At 41.3% G+C, this 21,231-nt stretch carries 16 protein-coding genes and 10 tRNA genes; 7 read left to right on the forward strand and 19 right to left on the reverse strand.

Annotation, left to right across the window (positions count from 1 at the left end; genetic code table 11):
- The first annotated feature begins 17 nt into the window (after positions 1-17).
- Positions 18-221: a hypothetical protein gene (locus AC4CUZ_RS16595; RefSeq protein ID WP_004694446.1), complete on the forward strand. Its 204-nt coding sequence runs from the start codon at positions 18-20 to the stop codon at positions 219-221.
- A gap of 245 nt (positions 222-466) precedes the next feature.
- Here the strand turns inward: AC4CUZ_RS16595 and AC4CUZ_RS16600 are convergent, their stop codons facing one another.
- A complete protein-coding gene (locus tag AC4CUZ_RS16600; protein ID WP_004694449.1) occupies positions 467-988 on the reverse strand; it encodes an acyl-CoA thioesterase in 522 nt (173 codons plus the stop codon).
- A 294-nt stretch (positions 989-1,282) separates the two neighbouring features.
- A complete protein-coding gene (locus tag AC4CUZ_RS16605; protein ID WP_279045214.1) occupies positions 1,283-2,281 on the reverse strand; it encodes a patatin-like phospholipase family protein in 999 nt (332 codons plus the stop codon).
- Between the two features lie 138 nt (positions 2,282-2,419).
- Between AC4CUZ_RS16605 and chrA the strand changes: the two genes are divergently transcribed.
- Positions 2,420-3,607, forward strand: a complete 1,188-nt coding sequence (gene chrA / locus AC4CUZ_RS16610) for a chromate efflux transporter (protein WP_490747927.1) — start codon at positions 2,420-2,422, stop codon at positions 3,605-3,607.
- Positions 3,608-3,660: 53 nt separating this feature from the next.
- Here the strand turns inward: chrA and AC4CUZ_RS16615 are convergent, their stop codons facing one another.
- The 4 genes from AC4CUZ_RS16615 to AC4CUZ_RS16630 all read right to left on the reverse strand — a co-directional run bounded on the left by AC4CUZ_RS16615 (position 3,661) and on the right by AC4CUZ_RS16630 (position 10,536).
- Positions 3,661-5,136 carry an alanine/glycine:cation symporter family protein gene (locus AC4CUZ_RS16615; RefSeq protein WP_004981107.1) on the reverse strand — a complete coding sequence of 492 codons (1,476 nt, stop codon included), beginning with the start codon at positions 5,134-5,136 and terminating at the stop codon, positions 3,661-3,663.
- Between the two features lie 74 nt (positions 5,137-5,210).
- Positions 5,211-6,452 (reverse strand): sodium/glutamate symporter, encoded by a 1,242-nt coding sequence (gene gltS, locus AC4CUZ_RS16620; RefSeq protein ID WP_005399906.1) that lies wholly within the window; start codon positions 6,450-6,452, stop codon positions 5,211-5,213.
- A 505-nt stretch (positions 6,453-6,957) separates the two neighbouring features.
- A complete protein-coding gene (locus tag AC4CUZ_RS16625) occupies positions 6,958-8,238 on the reverse strand; it encodes a DcaP family trimeric outer membrane transporter (RefSeq protein WP_490747928.1) in 1,281 nt (426 codons plus the stop codon).
- Between the two features lie 1,098 nt (positions 8,239-9,336).
- Positions 9,337-10,536: a multidrug effflux MFS transporter gene (locus tag AC4CUZ_RS16630; RefSeq protein WP_005399910.1), complete on the reverse strand. Its 1,200-nt coding sequence runs from the start codon at positions 10,534-10,536 to the stop codon at positions 9,337-9,339.
- 141 nt (positions 10,537-10,677) lie between these two features.
- Between AC4CUZ_RS16630 and yccS the strand changes: the two genes are divergently transcribed.
- The 4 genes from yccS to AC4CUZ_RS16650 all read left to right on the forward strand — a co-directional run bounded on the left by yccS (position 10,678) and on the right by AC4CUZ_RS16650 (position 17,205).
- Complete coding sequence (gene yccS / locus AC4CUZ_RS16635) at positions 10,678-12,852, forward strand: YccS family putative transporter (protein ID WP_005399911.1); 2,175 nt, start codon at positions 10,678-10,680, stop codon at positions 12,850-12,852.
- An 85-nt stretch (positions 12,853-12,937) separates the two neighbouring features.
- Positions 12,938-13,498 (forward strand): YcxB family protein, encoded by a 561-nt coding sequence (locus AC4CUZ_RS16640; RefSeq protein WP_004981126.1) that lies wholly within the window; start codon positions 12,938-12,940, stop codon positions 13,496-13,498.
- 169 nt (positions 13,499-13,667) lie between these two features.
- Positions 13,668-16,331, forward strand: a complete 2,664-nt coding sequence (locus AC4CUZ_RS16645) for a PepSY domain-containing protein (protein WP_010326246.1) — start codon at positions 13,668-13,670, stop codon at positions 16,329-16,331.
- 94 nt (positions 16,332-16,425) lie between these two features.
- Positions 16,426-17,205 (forward strand): YdcF family protein, encoded by a 780-nt coding sequence (locus tag AC4CUZ_RS16650; protein WP_005399913.1) that lies wholly within the window; start codon positions 16,426-16,428, stop codon positions 17,203-17,205.
- Between the two features lie 17 nt (positions 17,206-17,222).
- Here AC4CUZ_RS16650 and AC4CUZ_RS16655 read toward each other — a convergent pair whose 3' ends face one another.
- From AC4CUZ_RS16655 to AC4CUZ_RS16705, 11 genes are all read right to left on the reverse strand, one after another.
- The gene (locus tag AC4CUZ_RS16655; protein ID WP_005399914.1) at positions 17,223-17,684 is read right to left on the reverse strand and encodes a DUF2750 domain-containing protein; all 462 of its coding nucleotides are present in this window, start codon (positions 17,682-17,684) and stop codon (positions 17,223-17,225) included.
- Positions 17,685-17,769: 85 nt separating this feature from the next.
- Positions 17,770-17,845, reverse strand: a tRNA-Val gene (locus AC4CUZ_RS16660).
- A gap of 88 nt (positions 17,846-17,933) precedes the next feature.
- Positions 17,934-18,010, reverse strand: a tRNA-Asp gene (locus AC4CUZ_RS16665).
- Between the two features lie 50 nt (positions 18,011-18,060).
- Positions 18,061-18,136 (reverse strand) — tRNA-Val (locus AC4CUZ_RS16670).
- Positions 18,137-18,200: 64 nt separating this feature from the next.
- Positions 18,201-18,277 (reverse strand) — tRNA-Asp (locus tag AC4CUZ_RS16675).
- 11 nt (positions 18,278-18,288) lie between these two features.
- Positions 18,289-18,364 (reverse strand) — tRNA-Val (locus tag AC4CUZ_RS16680).
- 68 nt (positions 18,365-18,432) lie between these two features.
- A tRNA-Asp gene (locus AC4CUZ_RS16685) sits at positions 18,433-18,509 on the reverse strand.
- 13 nt (positions 18,510-18,522) lie between these two features.
- A tRNA-Val gene (locus tag AC4CUZ_RS16690) sits at positions 18,523-18,598 on the reverse strand.
- Positions 18,599-18,619: 21 nt separating this feature from the next.
- Positions 18,620-18,696: transfer RNA gene (locus tag AC4CUZ_RS16695), tRNA-Asp, on the reverse strand.
- A gap of 49 nt (positions 18,697-18,745) precedes the next feature.
- Positions 18,746-18,822, reverse strand: a tRNA-Asp gene (locus AC4CUZ_RS16700).
- 25 nt (positions 18,823-18,847) lie between these two features.
- Positions 18,848-18,923 (reverse strand) — tRNA-Val (locus AC4CUZ_RS16705).
- Positions 18,924-19,124: 201 nt separating this feature from the next.
- Between AC4CUZ_RS16705 and AC4CUZ_RS16710 the strand changes: the two genes are divergently transcribed.
- A complete protein-coding gene (locus AC4CUZ_RS16710; protein WP_007116247.1) occupies positions 19,125-20,153 on the forward strand; it encodes an IS701 family transposase in 1,029 nt (342 codons plus the stop codon).
- A gap of 188 nt (positions 20,154-20,341) precedes the next feature.
- On the opposite strand, the gene elsL is transcribed toward AC4CUZ_RS16710, so the two are convergent.
- Both elsL and AC4CUZ_RS16720 read right to left on the reverse strand, forming a co-directional pair.
- Positions 20,342-20,839, reverse strand: a complete 498-nt coding sequence (elsL, locus tag AC4CUZ_RS16715; RefSeq protein ID WP_010326245.1) for a cell wall-recycling L,D-carboxypeptidase ElsL — start codon at positions 20,837-20,839, stop codon at positions 20,342-20,344.
- Positions 20,839-21,231, reverse strand: coding sequence for a YbaN family protein (locus tag AC4CUZ_RS16720; protein ID WP_005399916.1), 393 nt, complete (start codon positions 21,229-21,231; stop codon positions 20,839-20,841). Before AC4CUZ_RS16720 ends, elsL begins: the two co-directional genes overlap by 1 nt.

Raw genomic sequence — 21,231 nt, forward strand, 5'->3', positions numbered from 1 at the left:
ATAAGGATGCCAAAACCATGAAACTTTCTCACCTAATTATTGCAACATCTTTAACAGCTGCGAGCTTTGCAACTTTTGCTGCACCTCAACAAGCACCAGCTCAAGAAGACAAAGTTGTAGTATCAACCCAAGAAACAGCTGAAACTACAGACTTAAGTGCAAATGCACCAGCTTCGGAAGCATCAGCAGAGCAACCGAATCAAGAAAAAGCCGCTAAATAATTCAAATGTTGAGAGATCCAGTGGCTTTACTCTCCTGCTGGATCGCAACAACTTTTTAGCGTCACTTGAAACCAAGATATATCCTATCTTGGTTTCTTTTTATTTATGCGCATGGACTATAGCAGTTCAAGATCAACAGGTGCAGAAAGCCAAATTTGCATAGTTTTCCCATATAAGCTTCTATTCAAAACATAAACGTCAGACATTAAAAAAGATCCCCTGTGTAGGAGATCTTTTTTTAAAACTTAACTATGCGATGCTTTTTTATAAATACTGCACGAAGGATGATGGTTCTCTTGTAAGCGCGCGACCTTACGTTGTTCTGCCGCTTCAAAACGGCAACGCTTCCAGTCATTGTCCAAATTCAATGCAGGAATTTGTTTTGGCTTACCATTTTCATCTACCGCAACCATGGTGAAGTAACAGCTATTGGTATGGCGTACTGTACGCTTTTGAATATTTTGTGCTTCAACACGAATACCAATTTCCATTGAAGTACGACCGACATGGTTCACGCTTGCCAAGAAAGTCACTAACTCGCCCACATGAATCGGCTCTTTAAAATTAACTTTATCAACCGATAAGGTCACCACATAACTTCCTGAAAAACGACTCGCACACGCATATGCCACTTGGTCTAACAGTTTCAAAATGGTGCCACCATGCACATTTCCTGAAAAATTCGCCATATCAGGTGTCATTAAGACCGACATAGTGAGTTCAGACTGGTCATCCGCAGCCGCAGCAATTTGATCTAATGGGGACATCGCGTTCTCTAATTGGTAAGATAATAGGATATGTGACATTTATTATATCGGTTTTGAACGCTAAATTTGGTAACAAAACCATCATTATTATTTATAGTGATTTAAGTATCATTCAAAAAAATATATATAAAGAAGACTAAGTTTTTGAATCTATAGGCCTTCTTTAAATTTTAATTTATTCAAAAACATTGTTGCTGTGATATTTTCTTAGCACATAAATGGCTTTGAGCCTGATCCACTGTATTTCGAGTTATAGAAAAGCCCATTCAGGGTTTATTTCTACATCGCGCCAGATCAATGCGTTCTTACTTGAATACTTTGAATATTCAATTTTTGCTTATAATTTTTCTGCGCAAAAACTTTTTGAATCTGTCCTAACTGTGCAACGGTTGCATCGACCCCAGCTTGCATGGTCAACTCACGTCCGCTGACATCAAAGATATGCACCTTTTCACGTAAGTCTGGCTGAATCACAATATCGGCATTTTTCAGCTCAATTTGTGCAAGGTTCTTTTGCATAATATTGATATTTTGGTTAAACAGCCCCCAAACATTTGAGGTTTCGGTATACATTGGCTGCGCCAGAATATCGACCGCGATAATAATATCCGCCCCTAACTTGCGTGCCACATCAACAGGTACAGGGCTGACTAAACCACCATCTACATATTCATCAGCACCAATCTTGGTTGGAATAAACATACTCGGGATCGATACCGATGCCCGAACCGCTTGCCCAGTATTGCCATAGTTAAAGACGACTTTTTTACCTTCTTTTAACTGCGTCGCCACCACATACATTGGGATAGGTAAGCGCTGAAGTGGAACATCGCTCACTTGTTCATTAACATAATCTTCAACTTTTTGACCATCAAAGAAACCTTTCATGTCCAAACGAATATCGCGCACGTCATTGGCTTTCATATTCAGCGCAATCTCACGAATTTGATTGGCATTTTTACCGCTGGCATACAGTGAGCCGACGATACTACCAGCACTGGTTCCCACGATAAAGTCGGGACGAATCCCCGACTGCTCTAAAACTTGAATTGCGCCAATATGTGCATAACCACGTGCACCACCACTCCCCAACACCAAGGCAATAATTGGACGGTTCTGTTCTTTTTTGAGCTGTTTAAAATTGATCTGGTTGAGTCGCTCTTGGGCTTCCCCTGACTCAGTTTCGGCTGAAAAAGCCTGACTTGGCGTTTCTTGAGCAACTTTAGGCATGCTTTGACAGCCGACTAAAGCGAGCAATGTAAACGACATAAGGCTAAGTTTAATGTTTAACATGATTCACCGAAGTTGAGATAGAGCGAAATTTTCCAGCAGCATAGTGTATGAAAATCAGCAGTCCAAGTACTGTTGTTTTTCGTAAAAGCGTCATATTCCCCTATTATAATCTGTTTCAATTTTTCAGCATAATTCAACATGCACACTCAGCAGCTCACTCGCATCTTTCTGCACTTTTTAAAATTAGGCTGCCTGTCTTTTGGTGGCCCTGCTGCTCATTTGGTGTTTTTTCACCGACATTTTGTACAGCAACTTCGGTGGTTGAGTGATGCTGAATACACCCAACTGGTTGCTCTCGCACAATTGCTCCCTGGGCCGACCAGCAGCCAAGTGGGTATTGCCATTGGTTATCAACTCCAAGGCTACCGCGGTGCGTGCGCGGCTTGGCTCGGTTTTACTTTGCCGTCTATGCTCCTCATGGCATGTTTCGCGGTACTGGGTCAGCAGTATTTCAATCAACTCAGTGCGATGACACTACATAGCATTCAGTTGATCGTTTTTGCTGTGGTGGTCTGGGCCTTTTGGCAAATGTTGACAAATTTCTGCAAAACTATCTGGCAATATGTGCTGATGCTACTTAGCACCTTGTTTCTTTACTTTGTGCCATGGTCATTCAGCCAAGTTATCGTCATCTTTGTTGCTGCTCTCGTCGGTATTTATTTCGCATCAGATTCGACATCAAAGCTCCAAGACAGCAGCTTAAAATCAAAAGTCCAAGCAAAGCAGTCTTATCTTTGGCTAATTGCCTTTGTTTTGCCTTTTGTAGTTTTTATGGTGTTGCATTCATCTTCTTCACTCTTCTCACAGAGCCTGTTCAGTTTTTACCAAGCAGCATCTTTAGTTTTTGGCGGTGGGCATATTATTTTGCCACTTTTACATCAGGACTTCGTCGCCAACCATATTTTATCTGCCGAACAATTTGACTTAGGTTATGCGCTGGCTCAACTCATGCCCGGCCCCTTATTTAGTTTCGCCAGTTACTTAGGTGCTTTATTACCTTTAACGCCCTTTGTTTGGCTGAATGTGGTTCTAGCCACCTTAGCAATCTTTCTACCCTCATTCTTTTTAATCTTTGCCACCTTGCCCTATTGGTCTTGGCTTATGCAGCAAGCTGCGATCCGAAAAGCCGTGATTGGGATTAATGCGGCAGTGGTAAGTTTACTGCTGTGTTTAGTGATACAAATGGGACAAAGTTATTTCAAGCATTGGACTGACTTAGTTTTTGTAATCGCTGTTATTTTACTGCTTCGAACCAAACTCCCGATTTGGCTAAGCCTGATTTTAAGTTTTGCACTCTATCAACTGTTCTTTTACTTTAGCGGTTAAATAGCCATAAAAAAGCCCCTATCAATGTAGAGGCTTTTTTATGTACTAAGTGATTACCAAATGTCTGATTTCACTTTGTCTTTAAATTTAGGATGGTTATCCAATTTAAACACAGGCTCTTTCACACCTTGTTTCAGCTGTGCCAAATAGTCTTTTAACAGCATCAATAAGAATGGTGTTAATAACAAAATGGCAAACAAGTTAATGGTGGCCATGATACCCATGAACAAATCCGCAGTGTTCCAAATGAGAGGCACGCTCATCACTGAACCGAGATACACCATAATCAAAACAAAAATACGGAAGACGAACATCACCTTGGCATTGTTATTAATAAATTGTACATTCCCTTCAGCATAGGCATAGTTACCAATGACTGAGGAAAAGGCAAACATGAACAAAATCGTTGCAAGGAAGTCATCACCCCAAGAACCAATTTGGCTCTCTAAAGCCATTTGGGTGAGCGCTACGCCTTCAAAGCCTGCATCATGATAAAGTCCTGAGGCCAAAATAATAATCGCTGTACATGAACACACCACAAAGGTATCCACAAATACACCGAGCATTTGTACCAAACCTTGGTTTACAGGGTGCTTTACATCCGATGCAGCTGCCGCATTCGGTGCTGAACCCATACCGGCTTCATTAGAGAATAAACCACGTTTAATCCCCATCATCATTGCCATAGAAACCATCGCACCGAAGAAACCGCCAGCAGCAGCTTCAAACTCAAAAGCTTTCGAGAAAATGAGCTGGAAGATATCAGGTAAAATCGCGTAATTAATTACGGCAATATATAAAGCAACTGCCAAATACAACAAGGCCATCAATGGCACAAAACTTTCTGCCACTTTGGCAATACGTTTAATCCCACCAAAGATAATCATTGCGGTCAGCAAGACTAGACCTAGTCCAACCCAAGACACCACAATATGAATGCCACCGAGTTCAAATGCTAGATTGGCTTTATCCCATCCCCATGCATGTGCTGTCGCACCAGTAATCGCATTGGCCTGTACTGCGTTAAACACAAAACCATAGGTTGAAATAAGCGCAACAGCAAAGACTACACCCAACCATTTTTGTTTCAGGCCTTGGGTAATATAGTAGGCAGGTCCACCACGGAACTGTTTATTTTCTTGGTCGCGCACCTTGAACAACTGTGCGAGAGATGACTCAACAAAAGCCGAACTCATGCCTAAAAATGCAGTGACCCACATCCAAAATACTGCACCCGGCCCACCAATCGCAATTGCGATCGCAACACCCGCGACATTGCCTACACCTACACGACTTGCAAGCCCAGTGACAAAAGCCTGAAAAGGTGTAATGCCATGATCATCATCACATTCCTTACGGCTTGATTTCATGACCTTAATACTGTGCAAAAATAAGCGAACCTGTACTGCACCCGTAATTAGGGTGTAAAACACACCGACCGCAACAAGGAAAATCACCAAAAAGTCCCACAGAGGTCCATTCAGTGTATTCACCCACCCGAGTAATGTTTCATTTAATTGATCATTCATCTCGATATCCTAATTATTGTGAGAGACCTGAAAGCAAAAAAACCCTAGTTTCCTAGGGCAAATTGCATTTCCAATTAGTTAAAAAATTGCAAAATAGACTGAATGACAGCCACGTTAATCAAGTCTACAAAGAATGCGCCACATAAAGGCACAATTAAGAATGCCTTGTGCGAAGGACCATACATGTTGGTAATCGCCTGCATGTTTGCAACCGCAGTCGGGGTTGCACCCATACCAAATCCACAGTGACCCGCAGATAGCACAGCAGCATCGTAGTTTTTACCCATCACACGGAATGTCACAAATGCAGCATATAAGCCCATCGTAATTGTTTGTGCACCTAAAATCACCACAAGCGGACCAGCAAGGTCAGCCAATTGCCATAATTTCAACGAAAGTAGCGCCATCGCAAGGTACAACGACAATGATGCATTACCAAATACATCAATCGCACGGTCAAAGATTTGAACTTTGAAAATACCTTCCAACACATTACGTAAAATCACACCACCTGCAAGCGCCCAAACAAAAGTCGGTAACTCAAGCATTGTGCCTTTCATATGGCCGGTCATAAAGTCAGCAAAAGCCAAACAGCCTGCAAACAAACCTAATGTGGTAATCGCATTATCCGCAGTGATTAAACGCACACGATGTGGATATTCAAACGGTACATATTCTGTTGAATTAATATCAGTCAGTGGCGTGTTATCACTCTTTTCAATTTGTTCATTGGTACGTGGTGTCGCCAATTGATAGCGGTTAATGAGTAACTTTGCTAAAGGACCACCAATCAAACCACCAATAATCAAACCAAATGTCGCACTCGCCATACCCAAAGCTAATGCACCTTGGATACCATGTTTAACTTCTAAAATTTCACCCCAAGCACCCGCAGTACCATGACCACCAGTTAAGGTAATTGAACCTGCAATCAAACCAATAAGTGGGTCAATACCCAATAAAGTTGCAAGGCTAATGCCGACAAAGTTTTGCACCACAATAAATGAAGCGACAGCCATCAAGAAAATAACCAGACCGATCCCGCCCTCACGCAATTTGGCAAAGTTTGCACTTAAGCCAATTGAGGCGAAGAAAATCAGCATAAAGCTTGTTTGCAATTCGCTACTGGTCGTGATGCTATAGCCCCAAAGACTATGCACAACCAAGGAGATAATCGCTGCAACTAAACCACCTGCGACAGGCTCAGGAATGTTGTAGCGTTTCAAGAAACCAATTTTATTTACCAAGAAGCGGCCAAGTAACAAAACAATGACGGCTGCAATCAAGGTATAAAAAGCGTTAAAAGTAAATTCCATGACAATTGTCCATAAAGCGGATGCTTAGATTTTGTTATCTGGCTAATAAGCCACCGAATCCATTGATACTTCAAGAGATATTTCGTAAATCTGAGACAAACTCAGTCTTGCGTATGGAAATTCAGGCAATGGGTAAATTGGTAACAAACTAAGCGATCTGATGCATAACATGTTCAGTTCTACACGATGAGTAAACTGAAATAACGTAATGCCCAATAATGTTTGGACACAGATACGGTTTTTTGAAAAAAATCACAAAACCGCCCCATATTGGCTCAAAAACAACCAATAAAAGTACAATATGGGCGAAAGACCGACATTATGCAGATTTTTTTTAGATAATCTTTATTTTTTTACAATAATTTCCAACTATTTCACTTATTTTTTTCTGACCCAATACTTAAGTCTATATTCAAAATGTATTTAGTCTGTATAAATTTCTCGACTCAAACAAAACAGGAGCCTAAAGCTCCTGTTTTTAAACTACAACTATATCATCACATGATTAGAAGCTGTATTTCGCCATTAAGCCAACACGGTTGTCTTTGTAGCTATTACCAGCAAAGGTATCACGTTTACCATTGATATATTCAACACCTAAGTCCAATGGCTTAACTGGTGAATAGATGAAGTTAATCCATGCTTGGTAAACTTCTTCGTTTGCTGTTGGGTTAGTTGCATAATCTGTGCCGTCATCTGCAAAGAGTGCGCCATAGGCTAAAGTCGAACGCAATTTCTCTTTGAATTTATACGTACCACCGACTTGTACACCAAACGCTTCATTTTGTGCGATCTTGCCATTTGAAGTATTAACCACATATGCAGAGTTGCTGCCATGTAAGTAGTTGCTGTTGCCGTCAACATAAGAAACATCAGCACTTAGTTTTAGCGGGTCCATTACTTGATAATTTACACCTGCTGCTACACCCCAACCGGTATCAGAATCGTTAGCAGATTTGTAGTTTTCAACTAAAGCACGCGCAGATACAGAACCTTTACCATCAGCAAAACCTTGCGTCAACTTCGCAGTTAAGTTGGGTACGCTATATTTAATTGCAGCATCTGAACTACCACTATTGCTATTCCCTTCTTCCGCAGCAATAAATAATTTCGTTGCAGGCGCTAAATTAAAGCCATAACGTACTTGTGGAATACGAATTGTACCGCCACCCACGTTAGTCCCGAAGTCAATCATTTCTGGCGCATGGTTAGACAGGAAGTTAGATGTAGTTTGACCAAATAACCAGTTGTTATACGTTAAGTATGCATGACGAATACGTAAAGCACCATTGCTATCTGTAGTCGAGCCCGCAAAATCCACTTCTACTTTACCGCCAAGTTTGTTATCGCCACCAACATTGGTATTGAAATCTAAACCTAAACGCGTAGTTTTTGCTGTTGCACGAAGTTTGTCTTTAGTTTTACCATCTGAACTTGAAACTTTGTTAAAGTCGTCATCTTGACCTTCAATAATGTAATTTGCATCGCCACGAACAAAACCATATAGGTTAATGTCTGCGCCAGACTTAGATTTTAACGAAGACAGTGGAGATTCAGCTTTTACAGGAGCTGGCTGTGCTTTGACTTGTTGAATCTGAACGGCTTGTTGTTGTTGAACTTGTTGTTGCTGTTGCATTAAAGCTTTTAACTCAGCAACTTCGGCACGTAACTGAGCGAGTTCTTGTTGTTCTTTAGTTGCAGCATGAGTTGTTGTCATCATCAGAGCAGCCACACTAAGTGCTAGGCTTTGAGCGATAAATGGCTTTTTATTGAGGGCTAAACGCATACACAAACTTCCTATATTACATTGTTAATGGTGAATCAAAAATTCCATTTCAGTAAAATTTTTTGCACAAAAGACTATTCCGTTTTGGTCTTTTCATATGCAAAGTAATCTTATAAAGATGAAAAATCGCACATTTCGATGTTTTAAGATATGACCTTTTATTACTCTTGCCACTAAAGTCTAATGCACACAATTTCAAACGATAATTGATGTTATTCGCGATTGGCTTTGAAGCATCAAATTACAATTTAGACAGACTTTTGCAATAATTAAGTAACAATTCTTCATATTTTCTTAAATATAGACTGAGTTTTATTTGAGATCTATATTTTTTTCTTATAACTAAAGTCTTAGTCTAATAGATAGCCACCTATGCCCAATGATGGGTCAAAATCACAGCTTTGCACCAAAAAAGCCTAACTATTCAGACGATTATTGAGTATGATAAATAAAATATCCGCAAGCACGAATACACGGCTATGGCAAATAGATGTGCTTATAGGAAAACTCCTAACAAAATGTTTGAGCAAACTCGTCAAACTCAATTTAGACCGTCTGAACATCCTGAAAAAACATCTAATAATAAGAAACTTTTGCATATTATCCAGAAAAATGGATTTCGCCTTTTATTGAGCACCGCAGCGAAAATGGTTGGGGCTTATATGGCTTGCTTAATATTCAAAAAGGTGAAAAAGCGAAAATCGCACAGCTGCAATCATGTAATGACCAATTTTTTGATACACCTGTTGGGCTATTCTTCACAGTTAATCAAGCCTTAAACATCTGCGCGAAAATGGATATTGCCATGATGAGAAATGTCATGACTTCAGTCAAAGCACAAGGTTCAGACTCTTGTCACGAGCCGTATAGAATCACTTTTATGCTATCGAGCTGAATGTACAAGATGCTGAACTCGTCTGTGGCATGGCACTAGGTTATGCAGATCCAGAGCAGATCGTCAATCGCTTTATAACACATGGCGTACCAGTTGAAGATTTTGCAGTATTCTTAAACAATGAGTGAGATTTAAAGCATTCATTTAAATATAAAAAAGAGACTAAAATGAGTCTCTTTTTTATATAGTCACGACTTAAATTTTTAGGCTTTTTCGTGCTCAAGCTTAAACACATAATACAAAGCCAAAGCCACAAAAATAGCCATGACAATGGCCATATTCAAAAGTGCCGACCAAAGTAGAAAATTAAGAATTACGCCACAAAGTAGGCCACAACCAAATTGCATGCTGCCCATAATCGCACTGGCCGTTCCTGCCCGTGCACCCTGCTCAGACATTGCAATCGCCATGGCATTTGGGCCTGTAAAACCGATTGCTGCGACAGCGAGAAACATCCCTGCACATACGATATATAAGGGCGCATGCGTCATGCTACCCGCTACCAACAACAGCCCCACACCAGCCAGTTGCAAAAAACTGCCTAATTTTAAGCGCTGAAAAACACTTAACTTTTGTGCCAGACGTTTATTTAAAGTCGAGAACAGCATAATCCCAACTGCATTGGCACCAAAAGCATAGGCAAAAATTTGCTGACTTAAGCCATAACCATCCATCAGAATGGCAGCAGAAGCACTGATATAGCAAAAGAGTACAGCCCCGGCAAAACATCCAACAAACATCGGGCGTCTAAAGCTCGAATCTTGCAGAATCGCCCCGTAGAGATTTAAAACTTGGTTAAAGTTAAGCTTTAAACGGCGCTTAGGATCTAAAGTTTCTTCAAAGAAAAAGTGTACACAGCACAGGCTTCCCAAACCAACGACCATCAAAAAGGCGAAAATACTATGCCAACTACTGAAACTCAGTACCAGCGCGCCTAAACTCGGTGCAATAATCGGCGCAATGGTGGTCACGATCATCATACTGGCAAATGCTTGGGCTGAGGCTTGCATATCTAAACGGTCACGAATCGCAGCACGGGCAATCACCACGCCTACACAACCGCCTAAGGCTTGCAAAACCCGAGCACCAATGAGACTCCACTCACTGTTTGCAAACACACACAGTAAACTGGCAATAATGTAGAGACTTAGGCCAAAATACAGCGGCTTTTTCCGCCCAATTCGGTCACTTACTGGCCCATAAATCAGTTGTCCAATAGCCAAGCCTAAGAAGTACGCAGGTAAGCTGTTGGCCACCATTTGTGTGCTTACCCCAAAGTCATTCGCCATTTGTGGCAAAGCGGGCAAATACATATCAATAGACAGTGGACCGAGTGCAGTCAGTGAAGCAAGTAAGAGAATCCAAGCGTTGGAATAGACCGCTTTTTCCTGTGTAGTCGGCATAGGATTAATTTATGTTTTGGAAGGAGAGTTTGCAGACAAGTTTACACGCTCCATAGTATGATTTATAGCAGAGCAGGTGAAATTTCACATATTCTCATATTTGAAAATGGTCCAACCCCAAGTGACAAACAAAGGTGCCCTTTGAAAGCATGGCTGACGAGTCTAAAACAGGCTACTTATAATACAACCTTCATGTATAACCTCCGCATGGTTATTACTTTTGCAGGGACGGCTTTTGTTCCATATTTTATGGGTTTTCAGCTGGCAACTATTCCGCTGACACTCGGCGCTGTTGCTGCGGGTTTAAGTGATATTGATGACCGCTTTTCCGTGCGAATCATGAATTTAATTTTTACCTATATTGGCTTTTTCATTACCGCAACGTCGATTTACTTTTTATTTCCGCACCCAATTTTATTCGCACTGGGTCTAATAGTTTCGTGTATTGGTCTGATTTTACTGGGCTCACTGGGACGTCGTTATGCCACCATTTCCTATGGTTGCTTAGTGGTTTCGGTTTACTCCATGCTCGGTGTCGGACTTTTTGACAACTGGTATACACAACCGTCTCTGCTGGTGATTGGGGCAATTTGGTATAGCGTTATTTCAACTATCAGTTTTCTGCTCTTTCCCGTTCGTCAGGTACAAGACAATCTATCGAAGTGTTATTCCTCACTCGCCGATTTTCTGTTTGCCAAATCCAACCTGTTTGATGTCGATATGACAGCAAACAGCTATCAACAGAGCATGATTGAACTGTCGTTGGAAAATGGTAAATTAATTGCAATTTTCAACGACATGAAAACCGCCCTACTCACCCGTTTAAAAGGTGACCGTGGACAACGGGATACACGTCGCAGTCTGCAATATTATTTTGTGGCGCAAGATATTCACGAGCGTGCAGATTCAGCACATATTGACTATCAAAAACTGGCGAAAATTTTTCAACACAGCGATATTTTATTCCGCTTTCAACGAATCTTATCTATACAAGCCAAAGCCTGTAAGGACTTAAGCAGCAGCATTTTAAACCGTCAAACCTATACCCATAATAAGCGCTTTAAACATGCATTTGAAAACCTCCGTTTATCATTAGAAAAGCTCAGAGACGAACAACAATACGACCAAATTTGGGTCAATGCTCTGTTTTCACTGTATCAAAACTTAAAGTCTATTGATGCGCAGCTACGTAATTTAGAAACTGAACGCAATATTAAGCTCGATAAAACCAAACATATCGAAAGCCAGCTCAAAGATGATGACCTGAAAGGCTGGGATGACATTAAAGTTCGGATTAAACAACATCTCACCCCCGAGTCGGTTTTATTTAGACACGCGATTCGTCTGTCTATCGTGCTATTAGTTGGATATATCTTTGTTCAAGTCACCAACATTGAATATGGGTACTGGATTCTACTTACAGCACTATTTGTCAGTCAGCCCAACTTCAACGCAACCAAACGTCGTTTACGTTTACGTATCGTAGGGACTTTGGTCGGAATCATTTTAGGGTATGCCGTATTGTACTTTGTACCTTCGATTGAAGGACAACTTCTCGTATTGGTTATCAGCGGGGTACTTTTCTTTGAGCTGCGCAGTAAACAATACGCTCAAGCCACCGCTTTCATCACCATCTTGGCGCTGATTAATTTCAACTTAGATGGTATGGGATATGAAGCTGCTCTTCCGCGCATGATGGATACCTTAATTGGCTGTGGTCTGGCATGGTTAGGCGTGAGTTTCATTTTCCCTGACTGGAAGTTCCGTCGCCTCCCCCGCACAATTTACCGCTCGCTTTCCGCTCAATGTGATTATTTGGCTGAGGTGATTGAACAGTATAAGTCTGGACGCAACAATGGCCTGAATTATCGCGTGGTTCGTCGTGCGGCACACAATACTGATGCAGAAGTTGCTTCACTCATTTCAACTTTAGCCACCGAGCCCGACTTTGACCCAACGCAAAAGAGCTTGGCATTTGAATTCTTGTGCCTCAATCATACCTTTATTAGCTATATTGCAGCGTTGGGTGCACATCGTGAAAAAATTGACGACCCAGAAATTTTAGAATTGATGGATCGCGCTTTTGACAATATCCAAGGTGCGCTCCTGCGGGATGAAATGCCTGATTTAACTGCGCAAAATATGCTACAGACCATTCGTCAGCGTTTAAGCCAAAATAATGAGGAAGATCAGAAAGCATTGATCATTTTACAACAGCTTTCGTTGATGTTTAGCATCTTGAATCAGTTTAGTCGTTTGAAGCAAAGTTTAAGCCACGAACGGGATCATGAGGCCACAGAACTGGCTTCATTATAATTTGGGTGATTTTGGAACAATATACTCACTGAAATGCTCTAAATGATGCTAAACTTTTTGCAGTTTTAAATCTGTTACTTTCACTATGACCGCGAAAAATTTATACGCTTATACTTTACAGCCTGTGACCTATGAAATCACTGAAGCTGAACAACGCGATGCTCAATTAAAAATTTGGCGTAGCACAAACAAAATTAGCATGAAAGCTTGGATCATCATGGCTGTCGTTACAGCCCTTTCGATTCTTGGCCTAATTTTACTCAAAAATTATTCAACCATCTTTTGTTGGGTCGCAATCGCCTGTGTCGTGGTTTACCTTTTAGTCCGTAAGTTCGGTTTAGAATGGTATGTAAAGCGCAAAATGAATGAGTTTCCAGTTCAGGAAATTAAAGGCATTCGTTTAGGTGTACAACCTCATGGTCTGATTATGCGCCAGCAAATGGGCATGCAAGAAGGTGTCGGTGCGATCGGTTGGAAAGACATCTACGAATGGTACAACACACCTGAGTTTTTGTTGATTAAATTCAAAGTGAAAGGCCAAGAAGGTGCATACATTCTGCCAAAACGCATGGATAGCAAAAACTTCTCGTTTAATACGATTCGTAAACATTTAAAAGAAACAGTCGGTGAAGCGCAGCCACTTTAAGTCCTGCTTCTACTCTGTAAAAAACCTCCAACTTTTGGAGGTTTTTTATATCTTCGACTATTAAATATAAATGATAATGAGAATAAATATTAATTTCTAAATCCATATTATCTTCTCAATCTTCAGGTATAATTTCCGCACAACAAATCGCTCACCATTAAGTATCGCCATGTTTAAAAAAACATTTTTCCAAGTGCATTGGTTTTTGGGAATCACTGCGGGTCTTATCCTGTCGCTTATGGGTGTCACAGGGGCCATCTATTCTTATGAACAACAAATCTTAAAATGGATGAACCCAGATAGCTATACCGTTCAAGCAACACAAAACAATAAATTAACCCCTGCTGAGCTGTATCTACATTTCCAAAAACAAGATCCTGCCATCAAAATCAATAGTATTACGATTGCTCAAGAGTCAACCACTTCAAGTACGGTCAATATCGAGAAAGAAGGCGCACGTCGTGGTTATAACATGATGGTGAACCCGTATACTGCTGAAGTCCTACCCGAAGTTAAAGGCCGTGAGTTTTTTAACTTTATTCAACAGTTGCACCGTAATTTAACTGTCGGTCCTGTCGGTAAACAAATTACTGGCGCTTGTACCCTCATGCTTATTTTCTTTGTATTGAGTGGCCTGTACTTACGTTGGCCCAAACGTCATTCCATCAAACAATGGTTTTTTATTAAACCTAAATTGAAAGGACGCAACTTCATTTGGGATTTGCATGCTGTTGTTGGTACTTGGGTGGTGATTTTTTATCTGATCTTGGCCTGTACAGGACTGTACTGGTCTTATGATTGGTGGCGTGATGGCATGTTTAAAGTCCTCGGTGTTGAACGCCCACAAGCACAAATGCAAGAAGGACCTCGCCCAAATGCAGGTACAGCTCAAGGGACACGCGGCGAACAAGCTGGTGCTCGTGGTGGCGAATCACGTGAGCAAGGTCGCGACCCACAAGGTGAGCACACTGCACGTGGCGAACGTGGCCACGGCGAACAACATGGTGAGCGTAAAGGCTTATCTCCTGAACAAGTGCAAATTGCTTTAACCCAAACGTGGACAGGATTTAACGCACAAGTTGGTCGAGACTATTCAACCCTGACCCTAAATATTCCGAAAAAGCCTGATGGTACACTTGAGCTTTCATTTGTAGATGCAATTCCACAACATGAGCGGGCGCGAAATTCAGCGGTCTTCAATTATCAAACTGCAAAAATTGAAAAAATGGAGTTATATGAGCAGAAGAAGCTGAATGAAAAAATCATGAGCAGTATGCTTCCTGTACACCGTGGTAGCTTCTTTGGCCCAATTTATCAATTTTTTGCTATGTTTGCATCACTGATGATGCCACTGTTCTTTGTAACCGGTTGGATGCTGTATCTAAAACGTCATAAGCAGAAGAAACTCACTCAGCAAGCCCGTGGTGGAGCGTTGAATGTTCCAGTTGATCCACATGCGAAACCATGGCTCATTGCTTATGCAACACAAACAGGTGTTTCTGAGCAAATCGCTTGGCGTACTGCAACCAGCTTACAAGAAGCAAGACAACCTGTAAGTGTTAAAGCTGTACAACACTTAACGCAAGATGACTTAAAAGCTGCCGAACAAGTGCTTTTTGTTGCAAGTACTTATGGCACGGGTGAAGCACCTGACTTAGCCAGTAGTTTTGAAAAGAAATTTTTAAATACAACTTTGGATTTGTCACACCTTCACTATGCCGTGTTGGCTTTAGGCTCTCAAGAGTATCCTGATTCCTATTGTAGTTTTGGGCATCGCATTGATGGTTGGTTAAAAGCCAATGGAGCTCATGCTTTGTTTGCAACCATTGAGGTCAACAACGCAGATAACAATGATATTCAACGTTGGAACAGTGCTCTTGCCTCTGCAACCAAACTTGAGCTTCAAGCCATGAATATTGACAAAACCTTTGATCAATGGACTTTGGCACAACGTGACGTGCTCAATCCAAACAGCGTTGGCGCACATGCTTATAATATCGAGCTAAAAACCAACTTCGATGCAACATGGCAAGCGGGTGATATTGCTGAAGTTCAACCAGGTAACAGTACAGCACGTATCCAAGCCTTTATGCAAAAGCATCACATTGCAGCACAGAGCATCGTTGAGTCTTTAGCCATTTCGATTGAGCAAGCGCTTTGGGATAAGAACCTCAACACAGAGATTGAGCCTTTTGCCAATTTGGAACATTTACTGGAACAGTTGAGCCCTTTACCTACACGTGAATACTCGATTGCAAGTGTACCGACTCAACAAGTGTTACGTTTGGTCGTACGCCAACAGCAAGATTCAGAAGGTGAACTGGGCTTAGGTTCTGGTTGGTTAACCCAACATGCCGAGCTTCAGCAACCTATCGCACTACGTATTCGTACCAATGAATCTTTCCACTTGATCAATGACAACCGTCCTATCATTTGTATTGGAAACGGCACAGGCATCGCTGGTTTAATGAGTCTACTCCATGCACGTACCCGCCTAGACTATACGCAAAACTGGTTGATCTTTGGTGAGCGTCAACGTGAACATGATTTCTTCTATCAAAGTACGATTGAAGCGTGGCAAACCACAGGCATGCTACAACGCTTAGATTTAGCGTTCTCACGAGATCAAGCAGAGAAAGTTTATGTACACCATAAACTACGTGAACAAGCCACTGAGCTTAAAACATGGGTTGAAAATGGTGCCGTAATTTATGTCTGCGGTAGCATTAATGGGATGGCGAGCGATGTCGATGCGGCGCTAATTGAAATCTTAGGTGAAGAAAAATTAGATCAACTCCGTCAAGAAGGTCGTTACCGTCGCGATGTTTACTAAACACTAAGTCTAAATGAAAAAACCGAGCCACAGCGCTCGGTTTTTTCATGCGTAAATTTGCTAGAATCATGCAAACGATAACCCACAAGCCTGTATGAAAAAATCAAAAAGAGTCATTAGTTTTATTATCGGGTCATTACTGTTCGCAGACGGCTTGTATTTCGTTTTACAACTACGCTTTAATTTTGGCACCCTCTTGCCCTTATTGATTGGACTAGGTCTAATCATTTATGCACTGGCTTATCCTAAACTTATCGCCTATATTCAAAGCAATACAATCAGACAATCAATATGGCGTTGGGCTTGGGCGATTTTCTTTGTTTGGGTTTTTAGCTTAGTCATTTTCTTCGTCTTTTTAGGCTTTTCAAATCAACAAAATACCCCTCATGTCGCTGCACCCGCTATTGTAGTTCTTGGCAGTGGTCTGAAGCATGGCAAACCGAGTCCAACATTGGCCAGCCGTTTAGATCAAGCGGCAAACTATGCCAAGCTACATCCCAACAGCATTGTGGTCGTCAGTGGTGGCCTATCTTTTCAGCAAAAAAATAGTGAAGCTGAAGCAATGCGGCAGTATCTGATTGATGTACACCATATCCCAGCACAGCGTATTTACACCGAAGATCAAAGCACCAGTACTGAGTTAAATCTGATCAATAGTAAAAAGATTTTAGCCAAGCAGCATATTTCCCTACAGCAACCGATTGCTATTGTGACCAGCGATTTTCATATCCCCCGTAGTCGTGCTATAGCCATACGTCAGGGTTATCAAACGCCTATCATGATCAGCGCTCAGACACCTCTTGCCACTCGCTATAATGCATGGTTACGTGAGTATTTTGCATATTGGAGTGGTTGGCTACTCAATGAATACTAAAATGAAATCCTCATGAATTAATGAAGACGGATTGTCCGTGGCGACGGTAATTGTAATTGTTTAAATAATTCAGGCTTCTGCATTGAAAATTGATATAAATAGTTTTTGATATCTAATAATAATTTTTCTGGTGCAACCAAGACATTCTGCCCTTCTGGGCTTAAATTCATCGAGACCGTGGTCTTTTCTGAACGTAAGAATGGAATCACTTTTTCGACTAAATCACTGAGACCAATACTTTGGATTTCGTAGCCCGCCCAATTATCTTTCACCAAAAGCTGCGCTAAACCTTTACTCTGCCACATCGCAAAAGAACGTTGACCGGTTGGCGTGGCACATAAAGCCCAGCCATCTTGATATAAGGCAATAACATGGCCTTGATGCACAATAGTTTCGATAAAAAGACGATAGATTTCAAGAGGATCGTAAGCAGTATTTTGATGTTTAGATGCAGCTTTGCGTTGATAGGGGTTTCTCATAAATCTGTCATATTTTAAAATTATTATTGTACAGAAGTGTATGAAAACAGCTTGAGATAAGCAAGGTTTTTACGATAAGGGAATATGGTGGGCGCTGACGGGATCGAACCGCCGACATTCTGCTTGTAAGGCAGACGCTCTACCAACTGAGCTAAGCGCCCTTGAGAAATAAAAATAGCGTCGCTATTTTTATGATGCAAGAAAGAAATTTTGCTTGATTCCATTTACTAGCACAAGGGATCTAGAAAATGGCGCAGCGGACGGGGCTCGAACCCGCGACCCCCGGCGTGACAGGCCGGTATTCTAACCAACTGAACTACCGCTGCAACGGTAATTGCGAATGCAATTAGGGTCATTAAGCTTTACAGCTTGAATATGGTGGGCGCTGACGGGATCGAACCGCCGACATTCTGCTTGTAAGGCAGACGCTCTACCAACTGAGCTAAGCGCCCTGATTTAAGATTGTCAGTCTTAGTTTTCAAATTTAAGCTCAGGGACTTAAATTTATATTTTAAATGGCGCAGCGGACGGGGCTCGAACCCGCGACCCCCGGCGTGACAGGCCGGTATTCTAACCAACTGAACTACCGCTGCGTCGTAAAATATGGTGGGCGCTGACGGGATCGAACCGCCGACATTCTGCTTGTAAGGCAGACGCTCTACCAACTGAGCTAAGCGCCCTGATTAAGATTGTCAGTCTTAGTTTTTAAACTTAAGCTCAGGAACTTAAATTTAATCGATTCTTTGAATGGCGCAGCGGACGGGGCTCGAACCCGCGACCCCCGGCGTGACAGGCCGGTATTCTAACCAACTGAACTACCGCTGCATCGCAAAAAATCTGGTGGGCGCTGACGGGATCGAACCGCCGACATTCTGCTTGTAAGGCAGACGCTCTACCAACTGAGCTAAGCGCCCTCATTAAGGATTCTGTATAAATGGCGCAGCGGACGGGGCTCGAACCCGCGACCCCCGGCGTGACAGGCCGGTATTCTAACCAACTGAACTACCGCTGCACTTACACAAAGTCACTAATGTGGTACAAACAATATTAAAAATCTTAAGTGGCGCAGCGGACGGGGCTCGAACCCGCGACCCCCGGCGTGACAGGCCGGTATTCTAACCAACTGAACTACCGCTGCACGTAAGATCTTTAACGTAAAGGCTTGGTGGGCGCTGACGGGATCGAACCGCCGACATTCTGCTTGTAAGGCAGACGCTCTACCAACTGAGCTAAGCGCCCTTAACGTCTTTATCGTTTGTGAGGTGCATTATAGAGAATCTTTACAGGCTGTCAAACGCTTTTCGGCTTGTTTTCACTTTTTTGCAATCGAGTGATTAAAAAATAGGTCAAATGGTATAAAAACAAGTGTTTTCTGTATGTTATTTAGGACTTACGCATTGACGGATTCAAAAAAGTATTAAAATACTTTATAAAGTATCTGTGATCAGACGAATTAAACATGCTTCTACAGCAACTTGTACATTACCCATTTATATGGGCTTTCTCATGACAGAACCGAACTCTATTAGCTGCACACAACTTGCCGAGACTTATAACATCTCGCATGATAGTGTAAATCGCTTTCTAGAACGTGAAGACTACACACCTCACGACCTATATCAAGAAGCAATTCAACATATTGATAATAATAAACTTATAGTCAGTATTGATGATACTGTTTTAGATAAACCCTATAGTCAACATATGGACTTGGTTAGCTATTTTTGGTCAGGCAAACACCACCGATCCGTCAAGGGTATTAATCTCATTACCTTGTATGCGACAGATCAGAATGGTCAAAATATTCCAATTAATTTCCGAATTTATGACAAATCTGAAAGTAAAACCAAGAATGATTACTTTATGGATATGTTAAGTGAAGTACTCAGTTGGGGTGCAAAGATTCAATTTATTACAGGTGATAGTTGGTATTCATCGACTGGAAATCTAAAAACCATAAGAAAATATGGTATTCGATTTATGTTTGGTATCGACTGTAACCGTAAGGTTTCCCCAGAAAAAGGACAATGGTTTCAACTGCGTTTATTGCCAAATTTCCATCAGGGTCAAGTGGTCTGGCTCAAAGATTTTGGCTTTGTACAATTATTTAAGACTCAGTTAAAAGAACAGCAGAGGTTTTATATTGTGCATCAAGATGAAGATGATTTATTGTCCTTTGAGGGTTTTCATGAATTACATTCAAGTCATTGGAAAATAGAGCAATATCACCGGGTGATTAAACAGGTTTGTCATATTGAAAAGTTTCAAGTAAGACGATCTAAACTGATTTTGAATCATATTTTTTCAGCCTTGATGGCCTACGTCGAGATACAAAAGAACCAGTTTGAGCGGATCTTTGAAAATGTATATCGTTGGCAGAAGAAATTATTTAGACCAGTTATCAAAAACTTCATTGATGACTTTATTCTCGATAAAAATCATCTGCTACCACAGAGAATCTATAAATAATAGTGCGTAAGTCCTATTATTTAACATATTTGCGAAAATTAAAATGATTATTCGCTAAATTTATTTTCCTCAAAATACACTTTTTCTATGATTAATCCCCTTCTTCTACTCAATATTCATATTTTAAATTACAGCGTTGAATACTCAATAAAATAAGCTTGCATATTTTTTAACAGCTATTTTTAGATTTAAAGTTTATGTTCGGAAATATAAACCAGTGCATTGCAATCAATTAGTTCAAATAACTCTATGACATCCGTATTACGCATACGAATACAGCCATGCGACATCGGCATCCCCATTGGTTCGCTATCAGGTGTTCCATGAATATAGATATAACGTTGATAGGTATCGCAGCCTTCCCCACGATTGAAGCCCTCTTCTAAACCACTCAGCCATAAAATCCGAGACAAAATCCAGTCCCGTTCAGGAAACTGGTTGGCTAAATCGGTGTCGTATACTTCCCCAGTAGGCTTTCGAGCAATAAAAACGGCATTTTGCGGTTGCTCAGCACCATGCTTTTCAGCAACCAGATGCCAACCTCGCGGCGTTTTACCACTATTTTCAGTTTCACCCATGCCATTTTTTCCCGATGAGATCAGATAAAATTTATTCTTTTTAGGCAGCGTTAAAGTTTGTTCAGCCAGATCAATCAAGACGTCTGCATCAGCAATTACATAAGACATCAGTTGTCCTCTATTTGTTTTTTATCTATTGATATATTGGGTTCTGGGCGTAACCATAACCATATTGCGACAAGCAGCATGGTGGTATTGGTAAATAATTTCACTAAAAATGGTGCATTGGTCAGTAGCATGATCATTCCACTGATCAACATCATGATACTGGCAAACCACTTCGCTTTACGTGGTACAGTGCCATTGGCACGCCATGCTCTTAACGTTGCACCATATTTAGGATGGTTGAGTAACCAAGCATCCATTTGTGGCCAACCTTTAGACGCAGCCCAAGCTGCCGAGATCAGAAAAACAGTTGTTGGCATACCCGGCAACAGTGCACCGATAAAGCCTAGGATGACAAAGATCACCACTAAACAACGCCAAAACAACGTTTTCAT

It is taken from the genome of Acinetobacter sp. 789_lipA (assembly GCF_058242845.1).